Origin of the sequence: Caryophanon latum, from assembly GCF_001700325.1 — a bacterium.
Taxonomy (GTDB): domain Bacteria; phylum Bacillota; class Bacilli; order Bacillales_A; family Planococcaceae; genus Caryophanon; species Caryophanon latum.
In genome coordinates, this window is the sequence record NZ_MATO01000029.1 from 14,266 (window position 1) to 34,978 (window position 20,713).

Here is a 20,713-nt window from a genome sequence, read left to right on the forward strand (position 1 = left end):
GGATACTTTTGGATACTGCAACCCACGTCGTCATGGGTGTGGCACTGAGCGGTTTAGCACTCGCTGATCCTGTCACTGCCCAACCTACTACGTATACAGCGATCGTCGCAGCTGTTATGCTCGGCTCGCAAGCACCTGATATTGATACTGTTTTAAAATTACGCAACAACGCTGTTTACATTCGCAACCACCGCGGCATCACGCATTCTGTGCCAGCCGTGCTGCTTTGGCCGATTGCCATTACAGCTGTTTTATATGGTTTCTTACCCGAAATGAATGTGTTACATGTGTGGCTTTGGGCATTTTTAGCCGTTTTCCTACACGTGTTCGTCGATATTTTCAACGCGTACGGCACACAAGCATTGCGCCCATTTTCAAACAAATGGGTCGCGCTCGGCGTCATTAACACGTTCGATCCGTTCATCTTTATCGCGCACTGCATCGGTATTGCCGCATGGGCTTTCGGCGCGAATCCGGTCATTACGTTTAGCATCATGTACGTCATCATCGTCGGCTATTATATTGTACGCTTTGGTGTGCAAAATGCAATTAAAACAGCCGTCGCCCACACGCTACAAGACGAGGAGTTCATCATCGTTGCTCCGACGATGCGCTTTTGGTATTGGCGCATTGCCGCTCGTTCAAAAACGCATTATTACGTCGGGCGCGCATACGGTCGCTCGATTACGATTTACGATAAATTCCCGATTGAGCCGATTCCGAAAACGCCGATCGTCGAAGCAGCACTTGCCGATTCGAACTTATGTGCGTTCACGTCGTTTTCATCGATTTATCGCTGGGATATGTCTGAGCTAGAAAATGGCTTAACGGAAGTGCGCTTAATCGACTTGCGCTACCGCAGTAACGAGCGCTATCCGTTCGTTGCGATCGCGCACGTAACCGAAGATGCGAAAGTCGTGTCGTCATATACAGGGTGGATTTATCAAGAGGATAAGCTTCAGCAAAAACTACTGATTGGGGCAGGCAATATGCCAACTTCATTTGAGAAAATGAAAAGCCGTATTTTAAAGCCGACAGAAAAAAACTAGCCGCGCGCGTGCGGCTAGTTTTTTTGCTGTTTATACAGTTGCTGTTAGCTTCGTTAGCGCTTCTTTATACTCGCGCTCTAGCTGCTGTGCAATTTGTGCGATCGTTTGCTTATGCTTCACGCTACCGACACCTTGCCCCGCTGACCAAATGTCCTTCCATGCTTTCGCGTCGGTCATTACCGAAAAGTCGAGCTTGCCTTTTGACTGCAAGTTTTTCGGGTCTAATCCGTTTGCGACGATCGACGGCACTAAGTAGTTCGCATGCACACCGCTAAATGCGTCCGTATATACGATATCCTCAATATCACTTTCAATGAGCATATCTTTTAGCGGCTCTGGTGAATTGCTCTCGGCTGCTGTCATAAAGCGCGTGCCGACATACGCGTAATCCGCCCCGATCAGCTTTGCCGCTGCAACGTGCGCCCCTGTAGAAATTGCCCCTGACAAGCAAATGATGCCATCGAAAAATTCGCGCACTTCCGAAACGAATGCAAACGGGTTTAATTGACCGCCGTGACCACCTGCACCCGCACAAACGAGAATGAGCCCGTCCACTCCGGCTGCCGCTGCCTTTTTCGCATGCTTCACGTAAATGACGTCGCTATACACTTTGCCGCCGTATGCATGCACCGCTTCGACAACAGGTGCTGGGTTACCGAGCGACGTAATGACGATCGGTGGCTCGTACTGTTGAATGAGCGCAAAGTCCTCTGCATAGCGCACATTTTCACGCTCATGGCAAATGAAGTTCACTCCCCACGGCTCGGTCGGTAATGCCGATTTCACTTCCTTTAGCCATTTTGCACATTCTGATGCAGGGCGCGCATTCAGTAGCGGAAACGTGCCAATCATTCCTGCCTTGCTCGATTCAATGACCATTTGCGGTGTTGAAATTAAAAACATCGGTGCAACAATTACTGGTAACATAAAACATCCCCCTTTAGTTTATCGCAGTCGGGCGCAACGTATGCTTTAACACTTTGCCCGATGCGTTGCGTGGTAGTTCGTTCAAATATTCAATGACAGCAGGTACTTTATAGCTTGCGAGGCGCGTTTTGCAATGGGCGATAATGTCGTCGTCCGTAAGCGCTACCCCTTCTTTTAAGACGACGTACGCTTTTGGCACTTCACCGTAAATTTCATGCGGGATGCCGACGACTGCCGCCTCTAAAATTTCGGGCATTTCGTACAACGCTTCTTCGACTTCGATCGGATACACATTTTCACCGCCGCGCAAAATCATATCTTTTTTACGGTCGACGATATATAAAAACCCTTCGTCATCGAATCGTCCTAAATCTCCGCTCAGCAGCCAACCGTCACGTAGCGCACGTGCCGTTTCTTCTTCGTTGCGCAAATAGCCGAGCATCACTTGTGGACCTTTCACCGCAATTTCGCCGACTGCCCCGACTCGTAATGGCTGTCCGTACTCATCAACAATTTGAATGTGCGTCTTCGGTAGCGGCTTGCCGACTGAACCGATTTTTGTAAGCGCATCTTCATCAAGCAGTGACGACGCAGCTGGTGAATTTTCCGTTTGCCCGTATAAGTTTTGTACGCGCACGTTCGGAAACGTATCTTTTAGCTTACGTACCATTTCGTATGGCATTGGCGCCGCTCCGTAGCAAAATAAACGAAGATGCGGGAACGACAACGTTTTCGTATCGTCACGACTAAGCAAAATCATATACATCGCTGGCACGCCGAAAAAAATCGTCGCGTCCGTATCAACGAGCTCCTGCAACGTACTTTCTGGTGAAAACGCCTCAGAAATGACGACCGTACCACCTGCATGTAACGTCGGCACCGCAAACACTTGCAAGCCAGCACAATGAAAGAGCGGTGTACAAATGAACATGCGATCGTGCTCAGTCATTTGCATCGACTGCGACCAAATCGCCGCCGCTTCGTACACGTTGCGCTGTGACAACATGACCCCTTTTGGCTTGCCGGTCGTGCCAGATGTATACATGACGACCGCCATTTCATCTGGGTCCATGTCGTACGGCTCATACGTTAATTGTTCATCGTCCAAAATCGCTTGCAATTCATTCACACCGCCTCGCACAATCGTCTCATCAAACATATGTGTCGTTGCGAGTGCTTTGTCACGGAGCGCTTCATCATATATGAGTACACGCGCTTGCGAATGCTCAAAAATATAGGCAATTTCAGGCACCGCTAGCTTCGTGTTTACCGGCATAACGGTTAAGCCCGCAAGCTGAATGCCGTAATACGCTACGAGTAAGTCGTCGGAGTTTATTAAAAATAACGCAACAATATCTCCTTTTTTGTAGCGCTTTTGTAAATGTGCCGCTAAACGCTGTGCGCGCGTCCAAAGCTGCTCGTATGTGAGTTCATTGCCGTTATAAACCGTCGCTACGTGCTGACTTGCCGCTTCTGCTCGCTGTTTCAAATCGTTCGTTACTAACATGCTCGCCACCCCTTTGTCATGTGTATACATTCAGTGTAATTGAATAACGATTCAGTTGTAAAGTGCACAGAAGAGAAAATAAAAGAATAAAAGAGAATTAAACAACAAAAACCTCCAATCAACAGAAAAAAGCTGTTCGAAATCAACGCTTCGAACAGCTTCCTTCTACTTATTGAAAATCATCGCTTTCTTCTAGCAAATGAATGTACTTCGGATTGCGTCCTGCAAACTCGTGCAGCTCTGCGCCGTACGCTTGAATCCATTGCTTAATAATGTTTTCGACAACGTCTTTGTTTGCTGGGCCGTAGCCTGCGCGTGCTGAGCTTGATTCAAAATCAGACCATAATAGCTCCATCCATGTGCGTGCTTTCGCGACCGATAAGTTTTTATTTTTCGCAAGCAGCGCATTCGTTAAGCTTTCAATGCGATCGTTCATGTTACTTCCCTACCTTTAATGGCGCAAGCAGTGCAACTGGTAATGCTTCCTCATGACGATTGCCGCCTAAACGATAGCCCCATGCAAAGCGCCCTTTTAAATATTCTACTTGGAAAAATTCACCCGGTGTTCCGTCAATGCGGTATAGCTCACCCGGAATAATTGTATCTAAATCAACTAAATAAGATGCTGCCATTAACATGCGGCGCTCGTAAACAGCGAACTCGTTAATGATGCCGAGTGACTCTGCTTTTCGTGCTTTTTCACGTAAGTTCGCAACCTCTTGACGCAGCTCCTGCTCGGTCATGCTTGCATAATTCGTTTCATTCATGTTCCTCGTACTCCTTCTGTTCAATAAACGCATCAATAACTTCGCTCGGGAAACCTTTTTGGTACAGCGCTTGCTTCGTGCGCATACGCAAATCGTAGCCTTCGTACTTCGCCGCGTATTTGCGCCATACTTTGTCACCCTGCACCGCGATGAGCGCATCCCAGTCGTCGTCTTGACGCTCTAATTTTATATTTTCTACCACTGACGTAATAATCGCAAATGAATAGCCTTTACGCAAGAGCAAGTCTTGAATTTTTTGCTTTAGCTGCATCGGCGTTTTTTTCGTTTCGCTGCGCACAAGCTTTTCCGCAAGCTGCATCGCCACGTCGATTTGCTCTTGCTCGCTATACTGCTGTAGCACTTGCTGCTGTAGCTCCTTGTCGATGCCTTTTTTATGCATGTCTTGCGCGATGGCACGCGGACCTTTTTTTTGCGTTTTCTTTTTCGTCTCGAGCAGCGCCTTTGAATACGCCGCATCGTCTAAAAACTTATAATGGTACAGCTTTTGAATCGCCTCTAAAATGACTGCCTCGCCAAAGCCTTGTGCGAGCAGCTTCTCCTTCACCTCGTGCTCACTGCGCATTTGAAATCCAAGAAATTGAAGCGCCTTGTTAAACGCCTTACGAATTTCCTCCTCGTACGTAATGTCGCCGATTTCGAATTCGTCGAGCACTTTGCCTTTTTTTAATTCAAACTGCACGAGCACTGCTTCATCGACCGCAAAGGCATATTGCTCGTCTAGAAATATGTTGTAGCGCTGCTCATTATTTTTTTGGCGCGTAATTTTCGTAATTTTTTTCATAATGCTAGCCCTCCTTTTTGGCTTTCTATGTGAAACATACGTATGATGTAGATAGCAAGATATATTCGTTGATAATCGCTTCATTCGGCTCGCTTTCCTGGGGCGTGGCTTGAGCCTCCTCGCCGCTCCTACGTCGCGTCTGCGGGGTCTCAAGTCTCACGCTTTTCCCCAAGGAGTCTCGCCAATTACGCTCTATCAACGTTAATGAATCAACACACATGATGCAAGTACAAACAAACGATGAGGTGATGAAAGTGAACATTGCAATTACAGGCGGAACGGGACTTGTCGGGCGCGCGCTCACAAAGCTTCTCCAACAAAACGAACATACTGTATACATTTTAACACGCGGTGAGCAAAAGGTTGAAAACGGCATTCATTACATTCACTACTTATCTGAACATGCAGCACCTGAACAACATTTACAAGCGATCGATGCGTTCGTCAATTTAGCCGGCGTGTCACTCAATAGCGGACGTTGGACAGACGAAACGAAGGACGCCATTTACAGCAGCCGCATCGATGCAACGCGAGAAGTCATTCGCATTATGAAGGCGATGGAGCAAAAGCCAAAAGTACTCATAAACGCTTCGGCTGTCGGCATTTACCCTACATCAAAAACGAACGAATATACAGAGCAAGAAACGAATTTAGCAAACGACTTTTTAGGGACGACGGTGCGCCACTGGGAGGCAGAAGCTGAGCGTGCAAACGAGCTTGGTGTGCGCGTAGCAATCGGACGCTTCGGTGTCATTTTACATGAGGACGCGGATTCGTTAAAGCTCATGGCAATGCCGTATAAATTCGGTGTTGGTGGGCGTATCGGCAGCGGCAAGCAATGGCTGTCGTGGGTGCATGTAGATGATGTTGCACGGGCGCTATACTTTGCGATCACGCATAACATCGTCGGACCGTTCAACGTCGTGAGCCCAAAACCGATGACGATGCATGCATTTGGCGCTACGCTTGCACAAGTGTTGACGTCTCCGCACTGGCTACCGGTACCCGCATTTGCGCTCAAGCTTGCACTCGGTGAGAAAAGCACGCTCGTTGTCGACGGGCAGTTCGTCAAGCCGACCGTTTTACTCGAGCATGGCTTTACGTTCGACTACCCCGATGCAAAACGAGCGCTTCAGCACATTTTCCATAGCGCGCCTTAGTTGTTTGACGTAGCTTTTTTTCACGGTATAATGGTGAGATGACTAAATTGAAGGACGTGGCAAAATGAATCAACAAGCTGTAATGGAAGTCGGTCAAAAGTTTCCATTAACAATTAAACGTCTCGGCATTAACGGTGAGGGCGTTGGCTTTTTTAAGCGCAACGTCGTGTTCGTCAAAGGTGCGCTTCCTGGAGAAGAAGTAACAGCACAAGTAACGAACATTTCACGTAATTTCGCCGAGGCGAGCGTATTAAACATTCGCAAAGCGTCACCGTACCGCCAAGAAGCACCTTGCCCTGTATATGAGGAGTGTGGCGGTTGCCAGCTGCAGCACATGACGTACGAAGGGCAATTAAACGAAAAGCGCGACATCGTCATGCAGGCACTTGAAAAATACGTGCGCAACGTTGCTGAAACGACAGACGTTCGCCCGACGCTCGGCATGGAAAACCCGTGGAACTACCGCAACAAATCCCAGTTCCAAGTACGTCAAGAAGGCAAGCGCGTTTATGCTGGTCTATTTGCAGAAGGCTCAAACAAGCTGCTAAACATTAACGACTGCCTCGTGCAACAAGAAGTAACTTCAAAGGTGACAGTCGCTACGCGTAAAGCGCTACAAAAACTTAATATTCCAATTTATGATGGCAAAACGTTAAGCGGCTTAGTACGCACAATCGTCGTTCGCACTGGAGTTCGCACAGGTGAGACGCAAGTGTGCTTAGTAACGACGCGCAACGAGCTTCCAAAGAAAGAGGAGCTGTTAGAGCGCATTCGCAAAGTCGACCCGTCAATCGTATCGATTACACAAAACGTCAACCGCAGTAAAACGTCGCTTATTTTCGGTGAGGAGACGTTCACGCTATGGGGTAAGGACACGATTCACGAGGAGCTTGGTGAACTAGCATTCGACTTATCGTCACGCGCATTTTTCCAGCTCAACCCGATCCAAACGGTGCATTTATACGATGAAATTAAAAAAGCAGCCGAGCTAACAGGTAACGAATCGGTAGTTGATGCATATTGCGGCGTCGGCACAATCGGCTTATGGCTCGCAAAAGATGCAAAAGAAATTCGTGGTATGGACATTATCGCTGAATCGATTGACGATGCGAAAGCAAACGCGAAAGCACATGGCATCGAGCATGCACGTTACTTTACTGGCAAGGCAGAGGACTGGTTCGGACGTTGGCATAAATCAGGCTACGTGCCAGACGTTGTAACGGTAGACCCACCGCGTACAGGATTAGACGACCGCTTCATTCAATCCGTTTTACAAGTAAAACCGAAGCGCTTCGTATACACGTCTTGTAATCCGTCAACACTTGCAAAAGATTTACAGCAGCTAACGAAAATTTACGACGTTGAGTACATTCAGCCAGTCGATATGTTCCCGCATACGGCACATGTCGAGGCAGTTTGTAAACTCGTATTAAAGCAATAAATGAAGCGAGATGCTCTTTACTGAGGGCGTCTCGTTTTCACATTTTCACGAAAGAGCAACGCGTGTTATTTGAACTTTTTCATGGTATGCTGAACGTATTGATTTAGGAGGTTTTTCAACGATGGCAACAATTCAAGAAATTAATGAGCAAGCCCGCACATTAAAACGTGAAGGCAAATATGACGAAGCTTTATCACTTTATTCAGAAGGCTTAAAGGCGTTAAACAATGCGCTTGAGCAATTCGAAGCAACAGGTGAAGCACAAGTCGTTGTAGAAGGCACAGAGCCCGCAACGCTTGATTTCATACTATTCCAGCTGCAATCAACGTATTACAACTTAGCAAAAATTGCATACTTAAAAGAAGATCCAAGCTATGCTATTCGCGCGTATTTAGCAGCAATGCATATTGAAATTTCAAAAGTAGCAAGCGACATTCGTACAGGTCAATTAAGCGAGGACTATAAAAAAGCATTCCGCCAAATTCCACAAGAAGCAGTTGCACAGCTGCCACACCCTGCTGCTGCTTATATTTATTTTGAGCGCGACAAGCCTCGTCACATCGCCCATGCGTTTATGGATTACAATGAGGATTTTTTAAAGAGCGCTGAGGCAAACCCAAAATACGTAGCAGCATATAAGGCGAAACTTCGCGGCGACGGCTCGTATGAAGATGTACTAAAGGAGCAAGGCATTACAGAGGAAGAATCAAACGCGGCAGAGCTTCAGTTTTACTGGCCGTTCGGTGCGCGCTTCTTCATGAAAAATGGGCTTGACTGGTCACGCATCGACGCGACGAACGTTTTTGAAATTTATTTCGAATCAGAAGAACGTCAAACACGATAAAAAAGGCATGTGCGAAAATTTTCGCACACGCCTTTTTTTATACTAACTGCTCAAAGCCATACGTATATAAACGAATATGCTCGTCATCAATGACTGCATCTTGCACATCAATTGGCTGTCCGCCGAGCTTTTCAAAAAACGACAAGCTCGCTGCATCGTCAATGACACGTAAATACACTTTATGCGCCCCTTGCTCGTTCATTAACGTTAAAAAATGTTTCAATAAATCGCGCCCATGCCCTAAGCCGTTATGTTCTGGCTTTACGTATAAACTAAGCAGCTCCGCATCGTAGCCTGGATAGTTTTCCTTACGTACGAGCCCGCCGCTAACGAAGCCAAAAAGCTGCCCGTCCTTTTCTAACACGAACGTATGCATTTTTTCATTCGCTACATTATCTTCCCATAAATATGTTCGCTTTTTATGTGACAGCGACTGTAAAAATTGCTCGCTCACATGCTCTGTATATGTCGCCTGCCAGCATTGAATTTGTAACGTTGCAATGGCCGCGGCGTCATGTGCTGTTGCTAATCGAATCATTTGCTCTGCCCCCTTTATGTGTACTCTTTATTATTTCACGTTTACAAAGAGGTTGAAAACAAAAAACTCTCAATTTCTCAACAACTATTCCTATTTCGTTCATTGCAATGCTCCATCATTCCATATATTATGGAGGAAATAACGAATGAGGTGCTTTCAAATGAAACCAATTTCAGATAAAGATCAGCAAGTAACCTACTTAAAAGAGCGTCTCCAAATTTTTTTACAAGTGCTAGATGCCATTGATCCTGAAACGACAGAGCTTGACGATATCGACCGCTTAATTCAAATGATGGACGATTTAGAGCAAAAGATGGATCAGTTCAACAATCGATAAAGAAAGAGGCTATGCTAAAAATCTACATTTTAGCATAGCCTCTTTTCGCTCACCCGCAATCCCAGTTATACAACACGCGGCTGAAATCGCGATTTTTCAGTTGCTCCTCTGTCACAAAAAAGTTTGCGATGCCAACGTCACCCCATAGTAAATCGAGATCCATTTGCGAATCGATTTGTAAAAGCATAACAGTATAATCGCTATATTCGTACTCACGAGGGTCCGTTTGTGTAAAAAAGCTGTATCCACCAACTTGATGAAGCGGCTCGTTGTAATGTAACTTGATGTAGTCGTCCCATGCATCGTATTGCTCGGCTACTTCATTAGGTAAATGCTGCGCGCGAAAATCCTCTAAGCTAATCGGCTGCGTTTTTTGTGTGAAATGCATTTTCACTTCCTGCACTCCTGGCATCATTAATTCACTCTCATCGTATGTCGGAAGCTCCTGTTCTGCCATCATCTGCTCAACTGCTTCATGATAAATGACACGAAATCCTGCTTGATTCGTACCGTCGTCAAAGTCCATGCCATGTATGTCATCATATGGATCAATAAAAAACTGCAATATGCCGGTCGTTGGGAAATAAGAAAAATTCGGCATTTGCGCGAAGTTTAACTGTGCGAGTAGCTTTAACGGACGATTATCTTTATTCGTTGGAAACGGCATATTTAACGGGAAATACGGCACACCAAACAACTTGCTATCTGTGCGAGAAATCGACTCATCTTTTTGCAGCGTAATGTGTATATACGGCTGAACGCTTTGCTCAAAAAATGCTCGTGCAGGTTCGAAAGCTTGCGGTAACATTAATTTTCCGGTCATTTATTGTCCACACCTTCCTTTTCAAGTTACGTTAATTATAAAACATATGTTCGTATTTATCAATTAAAAATGCAAAAATTCTAACTAAAGCGCTTACTTTTCACCTTTTATTCACGACGGCAAAAGGGTATAATGAACGTTGGAATTACCTAATACATTTTTATTTTTCTGGGGGGAAAAATAGTATGGCATACTTACAAAACTTAGAGAAAAGCCTTTACAATTTAGTAACAGAAACTTCTACAAACTTACCTAAAGACGTTCGTCGCGCAATTAAAGCAGCGAAGGAAGCAGAAAACGCGGGTACTCGTGCTGCAATGTCTTTAGACACAATTACAACGAACATCGTCATGGCGGAAGATAACGTATCTCCAATTTGCCAAGACACTGGTTTACCAACATTCAAAGTGTACACTCCAGTTGGCGTAAACCAAATCGAAATCCGCAAAGCGATCGAAACAGCAATTGCGGCTGCTACAGGCGACGCAAAATTACGTCCAAACTCAGTAGACTCATTAACTGGTAAAAACTCTGGTACGAATATCGGCGCTGGCTTACCAGTTGTGAAATTCGAACAATGGGAAAACGACTACATTACAATTAAACTAATTCTTAAAGGTGGCGGCTGTGAAAACAAAAACATCCAATACTCTTTACCGACAGAATTAGAAGGTTTAGGTCGCGCTGGTCGTGATTTAGACGGTATTCGTAAATGTATTTTACACTCAGTTTGGCAAGCACAAGGTCAAGGCTGTTCAGCAGGCTTCATCGGTGTTGGTATCGGTGGTGACCGCTCTTCTGGTTACGATTTAGCAAAAGAGCAATTATTCCGTCACGTTGACGACGTAAACCCAATTGAAGACTTAGCGAAGTTAGAACAATACATCGTTGAGAAATCAAACACATTCGGCGTAGGTACGATGGGCTTCGGTGGTGAAGCAACATTACTTGGCTGTAAAATCGGCGTAATGGACCGCTTACCAGCATCATTCTTCGTATCAGTAGCGTACAACTGTTGGGCATACCGCCGCATGGCAATCGACATCAACCCTGAAACAGGCGAGATCATCAACTGGCACTACCAAGAAGGCGAAAAAATTACGTTCCGCGACGAAGAAAAGGAAGAAGCTGGCGACAACAAAGTAGTAGAATTAACAGCTCCTATTTCTGAAGAGCAAATCCGTTCATTAAAAGTGGGCGACGTTGTAAAAATTACTGGTCGTATGTACACTGGCCGTGACGCAATCCACCACCACTTAATCGGTGAAGGCGTTGAAGCTCCAGTAGACTTAAACGGTCAAATTATTTACCACTGTGGTCCAGTAATGGCGAAAGACGAAAACGATAACTGGGTAGTAAAAGCTGCTGGCCCAACAACTTCAATTCGTGAGGAGCCATACCAAGGCGACATTATGAAAAAATTCGGTATCCGCGCAGTTATGGGTAAAGGCGGCATGGGTCCAAAAACATTAAAAGCATTAGAAGAGCACGGCGGCGTTTACTTAAACGCAATCGGTGGTGCTGCACAATACTACGCAGACTGCATCAAGTCAGTTGACGGCGTAGACTTAATGGAATTCGGTATTCCAGAAGCAATGTGGCACTTATCTGTTGAAGGCTTCACAGCAGTTGTAACGATGGACTCTCACGGGAACTCATTACACGCAGACGTTGAGAAATCATCATTAGATAAATTAGCTCAACACGCTGAGCGCGTATTCTAATCACCTAACGAGCACGAGCGAGAAAATTCTCGCTCGTGCTTTTTTACGTTTATCGCTAATGTCATTCTTTACGATCGAGGCAGGCTTTCCGCGGGCTCGGCTCAAGCCTCCTCGATACTCGTTCCTCGTATCTGCGGGGTCTTTCGACGCGAGCTATTCCCGCTGGAGTCCGCCTCTCTCGTTACGAGCAAACGATTACACCCTAAAATATATTCATTACAAACATTGTTACCGCTTATCGCAACTACTGTGTACTATAATGGAATAAAACATGTGTTGAGCGTTCATGTTATTCGGCGATGTAGCGTCTAGAAGCATGGCGGCGAGACTCCTTGGGGAAAAGCACGAAACTTGAGACCCCACAGCCACGAAGCATGAGTGGCGAGGATGTCTCAAGCCGTGCCCCAAGAACGCGAGCCGCCTAGAGCAACTGGACGCAATAAATTGGAGGGATCATATGACCACTACTCAACAGCTAAAAAAAGAGCACATACTCGTCACGACGTTAAAGGCATACGGTGAGCTATTGCTTGCAATCATCGTCGGCGTACTCATTTTATTCGCCTGGCGCATGGATCTCGTCGGCTTAGAAACAGCAGCCATTTTAACGTACATCGCCGCCTTTTTCCTCGGAGGCTACACGAAAGCAAAAAGCGGCATTTTAAAAGGCGTGCGCGAGCGTAAATTAAACGTCGAAATTTTAATGATTCTCGCAGCAGTTGGCGCAAGTCTCACAGGTTACTGGACAGAAGGGGCGCTCCTCATTTTCATCTTTGCGATTAGCGGTGCATTTGAAACGCTCATTTTACGCAAAAGTCAAAAAGATTTATCTGCACTCATTCAATTACAGCCACAAGAAGCGGCACTCGTACGCGGTGGTTTTGCGCCGATTATGATTCCAGTAAAAGACTTAACGATTGGCGATCACATTTTAGTAAAGCCTGGCGAGCGCATTCCCGTTGACGGTCATATTTTTAAAGGCTACGCGACGATTGATGAATCTGCACTAAGCGGTGAATCGATGCCGCTTCATAAAGAAACAGGCGATGCAGTATTCGCCGGTACGATGAACTTGCACAATGCGGTGACGGTCGTCGTTTCTAAAAAAGCAGACGACACTGTATTTCAACAAATTTTAACGTTAATGGAGCGCGCGAAAAACGACAAAGCACCTGCCCAATTGCTGCTTGAGCGCATTGAGCAACGTTACGTGCAAGTCGTGTTACTCGTCGTCGGCATTATGATGTTTTTACCAATATTACTGCTCGACTGGTCGTTTGAGACGTCCTTTTATCGCGCGATGGTGCTGCTCGTCATTGCATCACCGAGCGCACTTGTCGCATCGATTATGCCCGCAACGCTTGCCGCTATTTCCGTAAGCGCGAAGCAAGGTATTTTATTTAAAGGTGGCAGTCATTTCGATACGTTAAGTCGCGTGCGCCAAATCGTCTTTGATAAAACAGGCACGCTGACGATGAGCGCACCGAAAGTTGTTGATGTCGTCGTTGCAAAAGGCGAAAATAAAGATGACACGCTGCGACTGCTCGGGGCAATTGAAAGTAAATCGAATCACCCACTCGCTGAAGCACTCGTGAAGGAGCTATCGATTCGCTACACATTAACGTATGAAGCATTAACAGTTGAGGAAATTGCAGGGCAAGGGTTGATCGCTCATACGACGACGCGCTCGTTTCGTGTCGGCAATGAAGCATTCGTCGGCGAGCACGCAGCTGAGGCATTTTTAAAGCAGCATAACATCGATGCGCGCGGTAAAACATTCGTCTTTTTAGAGGAGGACGGTGTATTACTCGCCGTTGCATCGCTACAAGACCCGATTCGACCGGAAGCAACGATGGCGATTTCACAGTTAAAAGCACTTGGCATTAAGCCTGTCATGCTTACCGGTGACAATGAGCATGCTGCACAAAGCGTCGCTGAAATGGTTGGCATCGCGCACATCGAAGCAAATAAACGCCCAGAGGAAAAAGCGGCATACATCGAGGCACAGCAGCACGTCGCAATGGTCGGTGACGGCATTAATGACGCCCCTGCCCTGGCGCTTGCGGACGTCGGCATTGCGATGGGTAAAGGTACGGCAGTCGCACTCGAAACAGCGAACGTTGCGTTAATGGAAAACGATTTGCGCAAGCTCGTCCAAGCGATCACACTGAGCCGCAAATTACAGCGCATCATTACGCAAAATCTCGCTGTATCGGTCATCGTCATTACGCTTTTAATTGGCACGAACTATTTACAACTGTTAAATTTACCGTTTAGCGTATTACTACATGAGCTAAGCGTGCTGTTCGTCATTTTAAACGGCTTACGCATGCTGAAATAAATATATGAGGAGATGTGTGTAACGCACATCTCCTTTTTTCGTTCGGCAAAGACACTAAAAAATAATACATAATCCTTCCATTTCACTGTTAACTAGATTATAATAATTATAAATTAAAAATAACTATAATAAAGGATAATGATAATCATTTACAATGAAATGGAGGGTTTACATGCAATTACATAATCGAGAATACTTATCATTAAATGAGAATATAAAAGCGTACGGTGAATTGCTCGCCGCAGCTGTTTCTGGCATTTTAATCGTCGTTGCTTGGCTATTACAAACAAATGGTGTTGAACAATTATCGATTTTCACGTACATCGCCGCCTTTTTAATCGGTGGCTATGCAAAAGCGAAGGAAGGTATTACCGAAACGTTTCGTGAAAAAAAATTAAACGTCGAAATGCTCATGATCTTCGCTGCACTTGGCGCATGTATTACTGGCTACTGGGCAGAAGGTGCACTGCTCATTTTCATTTTTGCCGTAAGTGGTGGCTTAGAGGCGTACGCACTGAGCAAAAGTGAAAAGGAATTATCCGCGCTTGTCGAGCTACAGCCACAGGAGGCGACGCGCGTTATTGGCGACATGCACAAAACAGTTGCTGTAAGCACGCTACACATTGGCGATATCGTTCTCGTAAAGCCTGGTGAACGCGTGCCAATTGACGGTGAAGTACTAACAGGTCGCTCGTCTATCGATGAAGCAGCACTAAGCGGTGAAGCTGTACCGATTGTGAAGGAAGTCGGCGATGCGGTATTTGCTGGCACGATGAACATTAACGGTGCGCTAACGATTCGCGTAACAGCAGAAGCAAGTAATACCGTATTCCAGCAAATTGTCACGCTCGTTGAACAAGCACAGCACGACAAAGCACCGACGCAGCAGTTCATCGAAAAATTTGAAGAACGCTACGTGCAAGCGGTGTTAATCATCGTCGGCGTCATGATGTTTTTACCGGTGTTTTTATTTGATTGGTCGTATGAAACCGCGTTTTACCGTGCGATGGTATTACTCGTTGTTGCGTCACCGTGTGCACTCGTTGCCGCAGTTATGCCTGCAACACTTGCCGCTATTTCATCAGGCGCAAAGCAAGGCATTTTATTTAAAGGTGGGCAGCATTTCGAACAGCTTAGTCGCATTGAGCGCATCGTTTTCGATAAAACTGGCACGCTGACGATCGGGCAACCTGTCGTTGTTGACTTTGCCGTTGATGCGAGCGCAAATGAGCTTGATATGCTTCAGCTGCTCGGCACGATCGAAAAACAGTCGCACCACCCGCTCGCTCAAGCAATTGTGAACTACGCAGAGGAACGAACTACGCTGCACATGAGCGACGTAACGATGGAAGACATTCCAGGATTCGGCTTACGCGCAACGCATGATGGACACACATACGACGTCGGCAAAGCAGATTTCGTCGGCAGAGACAACGCGATGAGCTTTTTACAAACATATGGTATTGATCCAACAGGTAAAACACTCGTCTTTTTAGCGAATGAGCAGCGCATTTTAGCAGCCGCTGCCCTGCAAGATACGGTGCGTGATGAAGCGGCTGACGCAATCGCCGCACTAAAGAAACACAAAATTACACCGGTCATGCTTACAGGCGATAACGAGCTTGCCGCAGCAGCTGTTGCGAAAGAGCTCGGCTTAACGGAAGTTGTTGCAAACTGTTTGCCACAAACGAAGGCGGAATACATTCAAGCGCACGAGCATATCGCAATGGTCGGTGACGGCATTAATGACGCTCCTGCACTTGCGCTTGCAGACGTCGGCATTGCGATGGGCAAAGGCACAGCGGTAGCCCTGCAAACAGCTGACGTTGCACTTATGCAAAACGACTTACGCAAAATCGAGCGTGCTGTGCGCATGAGTAAAAAATTACAGCGCATCGTGAAGCAGAACATTATTTTTTCAGTGACTGTCATTGCACTGCTCGTGTTGTCGAACTTTTTACAAATCGTCAATTTACCACTCGGCGTTATCGGACATGAAGGTAGCACCATTTTAGTTATTTTAAATGGACTGCGCATGCTTCGAACAAATTAACAAATAAAGAAGGAATCCCCCTTTGTGCAGTCGAATAATTGCATAAAGGGGGATGTTTTTTATGAATGAACGTTTTAACAAAGGGATGGAGACGATGCGTCAATACGTCTCAGAGGAAGAATTACAGCAAATGGTATCAAATGATGCACTCGCTCATATCGCGCCAGATTTGCGTAAACTGATTGTCGAATATGCATACGGCGATATTTATAGCCGCGGTGAGCTTGATGCGAAGGAGCGCGCACTCGTTGTCATTTCAACAGTCGTGACGCAAGGGGCTGCTCCGCAAACGAAAACGCATATTAAACGTGGTTTATACGCGGGCTTAACAGAGGCACAAATTGTCGAGGCGATTTTACAGCTCGCTCCGTACATCGGCTTCCCGCGCGTACAAAATGCCTTAACGCTCGCTTCAGAAGTATTCGCCGCGCAGCAACAAAACGTATAAAAAAAGGGAGCGTGCTGCAATGAGCATGCTCCCTTTCATATTAATAAAACGTTGGTGATTTACTGTCAGCTCGTACTTCTTTTACGTTTTTACGCTTTTGCATCGTCGCGTTAATGATGCCGCCGATAATTAAAATCATGCCCGTAAAATATAGCCAAAGCATGAGAACAATTACACCACCGATACTGCCGTAAGTCGCCGTATAATTACCAAAGTTGCTAATGTAAATTGAGAAGCCGTACGTTAACGCAAACCATGCGACTGTCGCAAATGTCGCGCCAATGAAAACACTCGTCACACGAATGCGCGGGTTTGTGTTCGGCACAATCCAATACATTAAGTTCATGACAACGAAAATGAGGACGATCGGTAACACGAAGCGTACGACGTTCCAAATTTCATTAAAGCGCTCGCTCAAATTAAATGTCGTTACCATGAAGTCACCAATTTGCTGACCGAATACTGGTAGTACGAGCGCTACTAATATAATCGCGACGAACGACACGGTGAAAATAAGCGACCATACACGATTCATTATGCCAGGCTTCGCTTTTACGTCATATGCTTTGTTCAATGCTTTCATGAGCGCATCGACACCTTTAGACGCCGACCAAATCGTCCCTAAAATACCGATTGACAGTAAGCCGCCACTTTGGTTCGTTAACACTTCCTGTAGCACACCTGAAATGAGCGAATACACTTCTGGCGGCATGACGTCATCTAAAAACTCATACATTGCTTGTTCATCTAAATTTAAAAACGGTAATAATGTAACTAAAAAAATGAGAAGCGGGAAGAAGGATAATAGGAAAAAGTAAGCTAGCTGTGCGCCGAGTGAGCCGATATCTACCGCTTTGACGCGCAAAATGAAGTCTTGAATGACACCTTTTGTCGTCGTAATATCTATTTTCGCTTCATCTGGTGCTGCAATTTCCATCACCGTTGCAACGATGCCTTGTTTCTTCTGTGCCATATACCTTCCACCCTTCTAACGCGTTTAGTTTGCTCCGTTTGTCGTTTCATCTTTTGCGAATGCTTTTTGCGTATCGCCGACCATCGCTTGAATTGTTTCTGGCAAACCTTTTAACTGATCTGCATTTTCAACAAGCTTCGTAATGCTCGTTTGCGCTGTGTCGTATAACGATTGCGCTTGTTCAATTTTACCTTCGACCATTTGCATTAACTCGTCGCGATTTTGCGCATAATATTTCACGCGCTCTGACGTCGTTTTCACCGTCGCCACTGTTGATTCACGTGTCGCACGGTCAAACATACTCACAATCCCACCAATAATCGCACCTGCAATAACTGCTTTGAAAAGTTTATTTTGCCCCATAGTCATCTTCTCCTCCTGCTTCTAATAAAAGCTATTCCCTAAAATATGCGGCAATAACCGCCTACAATTCCATTTTATCGAAAAACTTCCAAAGTGCAAAGTCGCATACCCGTTCAGTAGTTGACTTTTCAACATGAAAATGAAAAGATGGAAGTATTCTGGTTCAATTATCTTTTATAAAAAGCAAAAAGCAGGGAAATCCTGCCTCGACGCAAAGAGCAACATAAGCCAGTATTCTAGCAAACGGAGGGAACTATCGTATGGATTTAACAACACCATCAAAAGAAAATGTCATTTACATGATCGACCAAATGAAAGATAAATTACGTATGGTAAACGTAGATGCGATGAAGTCTGAAAATTTCAGCGAAGAGCAATACGAGGACTTACTTTATTTATACAACATGGTAATGAAGCGCGATACGTTTAGCCCAAGCGAAATGCAAGCAATTGTCGCAGAGCTTGGTTCATTACGTAAATAACATGCATAAAAAAACGCTAGAGCAGACGAATCATTTCGCCGTTGCTCTAGCGTTTTTACATGTTTTGCTTTCATTCGTTACGGGCGCTACTTTTCGCTAGCTCGCGATACGCATATTCGAGCTTATTTTTGTAACGCTACTGCGATCGCCGCGCCAATTTTCGCATTGTTTTTCACTAATGCGATGTTCGCGTCTAGCGATTTTCCTTCTGTTAACTCTTTTACTTTGCCTAGCAAAAACGGTGTGACATTTTTGCCTGTAATACCTTGTGCGTCCGCTTCGGCAAGTGCTTTTTGAATAATGTCGTTTATAAACGTCGCGTCCATTGCATCTGCTTGTGGAATTGGATTTGCAATTACCGCACCACCACGTAAGTTTAAATCCCATTTCGCACGCATCATGCTCGCCACTTCTTCAGCTGAATCAGCGCGGAAATTAACAGTGAAGTCCGACTCACGCGTGTAAAACGCTGGCAATACGTCCGTACCGTAGCCAATTACTGGCACACCTTTCGTTTCTAAATATTCAAGCGTTAAACCGATATCTAAAATTGATTTTGCCCCCGCACATACGACCGCTACGTTCGTCATCGACAACTCCTCTAAATCCGCTGAAATGTCCATCGTCGTTTCTGCCCCGCGGTGAACGCCACCGATACCACCTGTTACGAACAGTTCAATGCCAGCAAGCTCTGCACAAATCATCGTCGCTGCAACAGTTGTCGCACCGATTTTTTTCGTCGCCAGTAAGTAGCCGATATCACGGCGAGATGCTTTTGCGACGTTTGCTGCGTTGCCGAACATTTCTAATTCGTCTTCTGATAAACCGATTTTAATTTTGCCGTCGATCAATGCGATTGTTGCTGGCACTGCGCCATTATCGCGAATAATTTGCTCGACCTCGCGCGCTGTTTGTACGTTTTGTGGGTAAGGCATGCCGTGTGAAATAATTGTTGACTCAAGCGCAACGACCGGTAGCCCTTGCTCCTTTGCTTGCTGTACTTCCTCTGAATAAACGATGTATTGTTGCATATTAGTTTGCCTCCGTATGAAGTTGATTTTTCGTAATATTTTTTCGCACTGTATGCGTTGATTGAATCGTTTCACGTGCGTTCGTCATTGCTAACTGCAGCGTTTCGTCTAGCGTTTGTTCTGCTAAAATGCCGTAAATGAATGCCGCAACAAACGCATCACCTGCACCTGTTACATCGACGACTTGCTCGACTGCTTCAATATCCTTCGTTAGCACATCACCACTCGCAGCTCGCAGCCATACTTTTTCGCTGCCGTTTGTAATGACGACATTTTCGACGCCGCGCTGCTGAATGTGCTGCAACGCCTGTTCAAACTGCGCGTCTTCATACAAACTGTAGCCAACAAGAGATTCCGCCTCATCTCGATTGCACATAAGCCACGTAATGCCGGTGAAATCATCTGGCAAATTCGCCATTTTCGGTGACGATACTGGCACGGCAATGAGCGGTATGCGATGCACTGTCGCAACTTGCTGCAAATACGCAATCGTTTCTTTCGGACAGTTTAAATCCGCAACGATATATTTTGCATGGATAAATAGCTGCTCATGCTTTTGTACTAGCGCTTCTGTTAACATGTCGTAAATGTCCATATCGGCCGCTGCTAGCACTAAGTCACCTGCTTCATTTAAAACGGCTGTGTACGTGCCTGTTTGATGCGTCGATAATTTTTCGACAGCTGCAACATTCATATATGGCTTACTTTGCTCTTCAATCATTGCCCACGCCGCATCGTCACCCGCGACGGTTATGAGACGCACGGATTCACCTAAACGTCCTAAGTTTTCCGCAATGTTTCGTGCGACACCGCCGACTGTTTCTTCAGACGTTGCCGGGTTCGACGTCGCCATATGCAATGCGCCGCGAATATGAATTTTACGATCGACGTTTGCCCCGCCAATACATACGATATGTTTTGCCTCCGGGAATACGTAAGCGCGCCCGAGTAGCTTGCCATCTTTCATGCACGCTGACAAAATGTTTGCTACTGCTGGGCGCGACATGTTGAGCTGCTGTGCCATTTCCTGCTGAGATAAAAATGGATTTTGACGCAGTAGCTCGAGTACGCGCTGCTCTTTTTCATTCATCATCCACCAGCTC

Annotated in this window: 21 protein-coding genes; 10 read left to right on the forward strand and 11 right to left on the reverse strand. The window is 45.9% G+C overall.

Annotated features, from left to right (window positions below; genetic code table 11):
- Positions 1-8 precede the first annotated feature (8 nt).
- Positions 9-1,049, forward strand: a complete 1,041-nt coding sequence (locus tag A6K76_RS06920) for a metal-dependent hydrolase (protein ID WP_066463445.1) — start codon at positions 9-11, stop codon at positions 1,047-1,049.
- 30 nt (positions 1,050-1,079) lie between these two features.
- Here A6K76_RS06920 and A6K76_RS06925 read toward each other — a convergent pair whose 3' ends face one another.
- The 5 genes from A6K76_RS06925 to recX form a co-directional block, all read right to left on the reverse strand.
- Positions 1,080-1,976 carry an NAD(P)H-dependent flavin oxidoreductase gene (locus A6K76_RS06925; protein ID WP_066463447.1) on the reverse strand — a complete coding sequence of 299 codons (897 nt, stop codon included), beginning with the start codon at positions 1,974-1,976 and terminating at the stop codon, positions 1,080-1,082.
- A gap of 13 nt (positions 1,977-1,989) precedes the next feature.
- Positions 1,990-3,483, reverse strand: a complete 1,494-nt coding sequence (locus A6K76_RS06930; protein WP_066463449.1) for a class I adenylate-forming enzyme family protein — start codon at positions 3,481-3,483, stop codon at positions 1,990-1,992.
- A gap of 169 nt (positions 3,484-3,652) precedes the next feature.
- Positions 3,653-3,919 carry a YfhJ family protein gene (locus tag A6K76_RS06935; RefSeq protein WP_066463450.1) on the reverse strand — a complete coding sequence of 89 codons (267 nt, stop codon included), beginning with the start codon at positions 3,917-3,919 and terminating at the stop codon, positions 3,653-3,655.
- A gap of 1 nt (position 3,920) precedes the next feature.
- Positions 3,921-4,250 carry a YfhH family protein gene (locus A6K76_RS06940; RefSeq protein WP_066463451.1) on the reverse strand — a complete coding sequence of 110 codons (330 nt, stop codon included), beginning with the start codon at positions 4,248-4,250 and terminating at the stop codon, positions 3,921-3,923.
- Entirely contained in the window at positions 4,243-5,052 is an 810-nt protein-coding gene (recX, locus tag A6K76_RS06945; protein WP_066463452.1) for a recombination regulator RecX, read from the reverse strand. The genes A6K76_RS06940 and recX overlap by 8 nt, the downstream gene beginning before the upstream one ends.
- Positions 5,053-5,270: 218 nt before the next feature.
- On the opposite strand from recX, the gene A6K76_RS06950 reads away from it, so the two are divergent.
- From A6K76_RS06950 to A6K76_RS06960, 3 genes are all read left to right on the forward strand, one after another.
- The gene (locus A6K76_RS06950; protein WP_245671965.1) at positions 5,271-6,212 is read left to right on the forward strand and encodes a TIGR01777 family oxidoreductase; all 942 of its coding nucleotides are present in this window, start codon (positions 5,271-5,273) and stop codon (positions 6,210-6,212) included.
- 64 nt (positions 6,213-6,276) lie between these two features.
- Positions 6,277-7,653 (forward strand): 23S rRNA (uracil(1939)-C(5))-methyltransferase RlmD, encoded by a 1,377-nt coding sequence (rlmD, locus tag A6K76_RS06955; protein WP_066463453.1) that lies wholly within the window; start codon positions 6,277-6,279, stop codon positions 7,651-7,653.
- A gap of 121 nt (positions 7,654-7,774) precedes the next feature.
- Entirely contained in the window at positions 7,775-8,497 is a 723-nt protein-coding gene (locus A6K76_RS06960) for a hypothetical protein (protein ID WP_066463454.1), read from the forward strand.
- Between the two features lie 37 nt (positions 8,498-8,534).
- Here A6K76_RS06960 and A6K76_RS06965 read toward each other — a convergent pair whose 3' ends face one another.
- A complete protein-coding gene (locus A6K76_RS06965) occupies positions 8,535-9,035 on the reverse strand; it encodes a GNAT family N-acetyltransferase (protein ID WP_066463456.1) in 501 nt (166 codons plus the stop codon).
- A 160-nt stretch (positions 9,036-9,195) separates the two neighbouring features.
- On the opposite strand from A6K76_RS06965, the gene A6K76_RS16760 reads away from it, so the two are divergent.
- Positions 9,196-9,372 (forward strand): SE1561 family protein, encoded by a 177-nt coding sequence (locus A6K76_RS16760; protein WP_169817990.1) that lies wholly within the window; start codon positions 9,196-9,198, stop codon positions 9,370-9,372.
- 49 nt (positions 9,373-9,421) lie between these two features.
- On the opposite strand, the gene A6K76_RS06970 is transcribed toward A6K76_RS16760, so the two are convergent.
- Positions 9,422-10,195, reverse strand: coding sequence for a YwqG family protein (locus tag A6K76_RS06970; RefSeq protein ID WP_066463458.1), 774 nt, complete (start codon positions 10,193-10,195; stop codon positions 9,422-9,424).
- Between the two features lie 185 nt (positions 10,196-10,380).
- Here A6K76_RS06970 and A6K76_RS06975 point away from each other — a divergent pair, with 185 nt between their 5' ends.
- The 4 genes from A6K76_RS06975 (at position 10,381) to A6K76_RS06990 (ending at position 16,761) form a co-directional block, all read left to right on the forward strand.
- Positions 10,381-11,919 (forward strand): fumarate hydratase, encoded by a 1,539-nt coding sequence (locus A6K76_RS06975; RefSeq protein WP_066463459.1) that lies wholly within the window; start codon positions 10,381-10,383, stop codon positions 11,917-11,919.
- Between the two features lie 457 nt (positions 11,920-12,376).
- A complete protein-coding gene (locus A6K76_RS06980; protein ID WP_066463460.1) occupies positions 12,377-14,260 on the forward strand; it encodes a heavy metal translocating P-type ATPase in 1,884 nt (627 codons plus the stop codon).
- 172 nt (positions 14,261-14,432) lie between these two features.
- Complete coding sequence (locus tag A6K76_RS06985) at positions 14,433-16,313, forward strand: heavy metal translocating P-type ATPase (protein WP_066463461.1); 1,881 nt, start codon at positions 14,433-14,435, stop codon at positions 16,311-16,313.
- Positions 16,314-16,374: 61 nt separating this feature from the next.
- Positions 16,375-16,761, forward strand: coding sequence for a carboxymuconolactone decarboxylase family protein (locus tag A6K76_RS06990; RefSeq protein ID WP_066463463.1), 387 nt, complete (start codon positions 16,375-16,377; stop codon positions 16,759-16,761).
- Positions 16,762-16,801: 40 nt separating this feature from the next.
- On the opposite strand, the gene A6K76_RS06995 is transcribed toward A6K76_RS06990, so the two are convergent.
- Both A6K76_RS06995 and A6K76_RS07000 read right to left on the reverse strand, forming a co-directional pair.
- Positions 16,802-17,734 carry a YihY/virulence factor BrkB family protein gene (locus A6K76_RS06995; RefSeq protein ID WP_066463465.1) on the reverse strand — a complete coding sequence of 311 codons (933 nt, stop codon included), beginning with the start codon at positions 17,732-17,734 and terminating at the stop codon, positions 16,802-16,804.
- 24 nt (positions 17,735-17,758) lie between these two features.
- Complete coding sequence (locus A6K76_RS07000; RefSeq protein WP_066463467.1) at positions 17,759-18,097, reverse strand: hypothetical protein; 339 nt, start codon at positions 18,095-18,097, stop codon at positions 17,759-17,761.
- Positions 18,098-18,357: 260 nt separating this feature from the next.
- On the opposite strand from A6K76_RS07000, the gene A6K76_RS07005 reads away from it, so the two are divergent.
- Positions 18,358-18,579 (forward strand): DUF1128 domain-containing protein, encoded by a 222-nt coding sequence (locus A6K76_RS07005; RefSeq protein ID WP_066463469.1) that lies wholly within the window; start codon positions 18,358-18,360, stop codon positions 18,577-18,579.
- Between the two features lie 122 nt (positions 18,580-18,701).
- On the opposite strand, the gene A6K76_RS07010 is transcribed toward A6K76_RS07005, so the two are convergent.
- Positions 18,702-19,610 carry a pseudouridine-5'-phosphate glycosidase gene (locus A6K76_RS07010; protein WP_066463471.1) on the reverse strand — a complete coding sequence of 303 codons (909 nt, stop codon included), beginning with the start codon at positions 19,608-19,610 and terminating at the stop codon, positions 18,702-18,704.
- 1 nt (position 19,611) lies between these two features.
- On the reverse strand, positions 19,612-20,703 hold the full coding sequence (locus A6K76_RS07015) for a carbohydrate kinase (RefSeq protein WP_245671966.1): 1,092 nt from the start codon (positions 20,701-20,703) through the stop codon (positions 19,612-19,614).
- Positions 20,704-20,713 lie beyond the last annotated feature (10 nt).

Coding starts and splice junctions, on each gene's coding strand:
- A6K76_RS06990 (WP_066463463.1), top strand. CDS start 16,375: ATGAATGAACGTTTTAACAAAGGGATGGAGACGATGCGTCAATACGTC.
- A6K76_RS06965 (WP_066463456.1), bottom strand. CDS start 9,035: ATGATTCGATTAGCAACAGCACATGACGCCGCGGCCATTGCAACGTTA.
- A6K76_RS06930 (WP_066463449.1), bottom strand. CDS start 3,483: ATGTTAGTAACGAACGATTTGAAACAGCGAGCAGAAGCGGCAAGTCAG.
- A6K76_RS06940 (WP_066463451.1), bottom strand. CDS start 4,250: ATGAATGAAACGAATTATGCAAGCATGACCGAGCAGGAGCTGCGTCAA.
- A6K76_RS07005 (WP_066463469.1), top strand. CDS start 18,358: ATGGATTTAACAACACCATCAAAAGAAAATGTCATTTACATGATCGAC.
- A6K76_RS07010 (WP_066463471.1), bottom strand. CDS start 19,610: ATGCAACAATACATCGTTTATTCAGAGGAAGTACAGCAAGCAAAGGAG.
- A6K76_RS07015 (WP_245671966.1), bottom strand. CDS start 20,703: ATGATGAATGAAAAAGAGCAGCGCGTACTCGAGCTACTGCGTCAAAAT.
- A6K76_RS06980 (WP_066463460.1), top strand. CDS start 12,377: ATGACCACTACTCAACAGCTAAAAAAAGAGCACATACTCGTCACGACG.
- A6K76_RS06925 (WP_066463447.1), bottom strand. CDS start 1,976: ATGTTACCAGTAATTGTTGCACCGATGTTTTTAATTTCAACACCGCAA.
- rlmD (WP_066463453.1), top strand. CDS start 6,277: ATGAATCAACAAGCTGTAATGGAAGTCGGTCAAAAGTTTCCATTAACA.
- A6K76_RS06960 (WP_066463454.1), top strand. CDS start 7,775: ATGGCAACAATTCAAGAAATTAATGAGCAAGCCCGCACATTAAAACGT.
- recX (WP_066463452.1), bottom strand. CDS start 5,052: ATGAAAAAAATTACGAAAATTACGCGCCAAAAAAATAATGAGCAGCGC.
- A6K76_RS06950 (WP_245671965.1), top strand. CDS start 5,271: ATGATGCAAGTACAAACAAACGATGAGGTGATGAAAGTGAACATTGCA.
- A6K76_RS07000 (WP_066463467.1), bottom strand. CDS start 18,097: ATGGGGCAAAATAAACTTTTCAAAGCAGTTATTGCAGGTGCGATTATT.
- A6K76_RS06935 (WP_066463450.1), bottom strand. CDS start 3,919: ATGAACGATCGCATTGAAAGCTTAACGAATGCGCTGCTTGCGAAAAAT.
- A6K76_RS06995 (WP_066463465.1), bottom strand. CDS start 17,734: ATGGCACAGAAGAAACAAGGCATCGTTGCAACGGTGATGGAAATTGCA.
- A6K76_RS06975 (WP_066463459.1), top strand. CDS start 10,381: ATGGCATACTTACAAAACTTAGAGAAAAGCCTTTACAATTTAGTAACA.
- A6K76_RS06985 (WP_066463461.1), top strand. CDS start 14,433: ATGCAATTACATAATCGAGAATACTTATCATTAAATGAGAATATAAAA.
- A6K76_RS06970 (WP_066463458.1), bottom strand. CDS start 10,195: ATGACCGGAAAATTAATGTTACCGCAAGCTTTCGAACCTGCACGAGCA.
- A6K76_RS16760 (WP_169817990.1), top strand. CDS start 9,196: ATGAAACCAATTTCAGATAAAGATCAGCAAGTAACCTACTTAAAAGAG.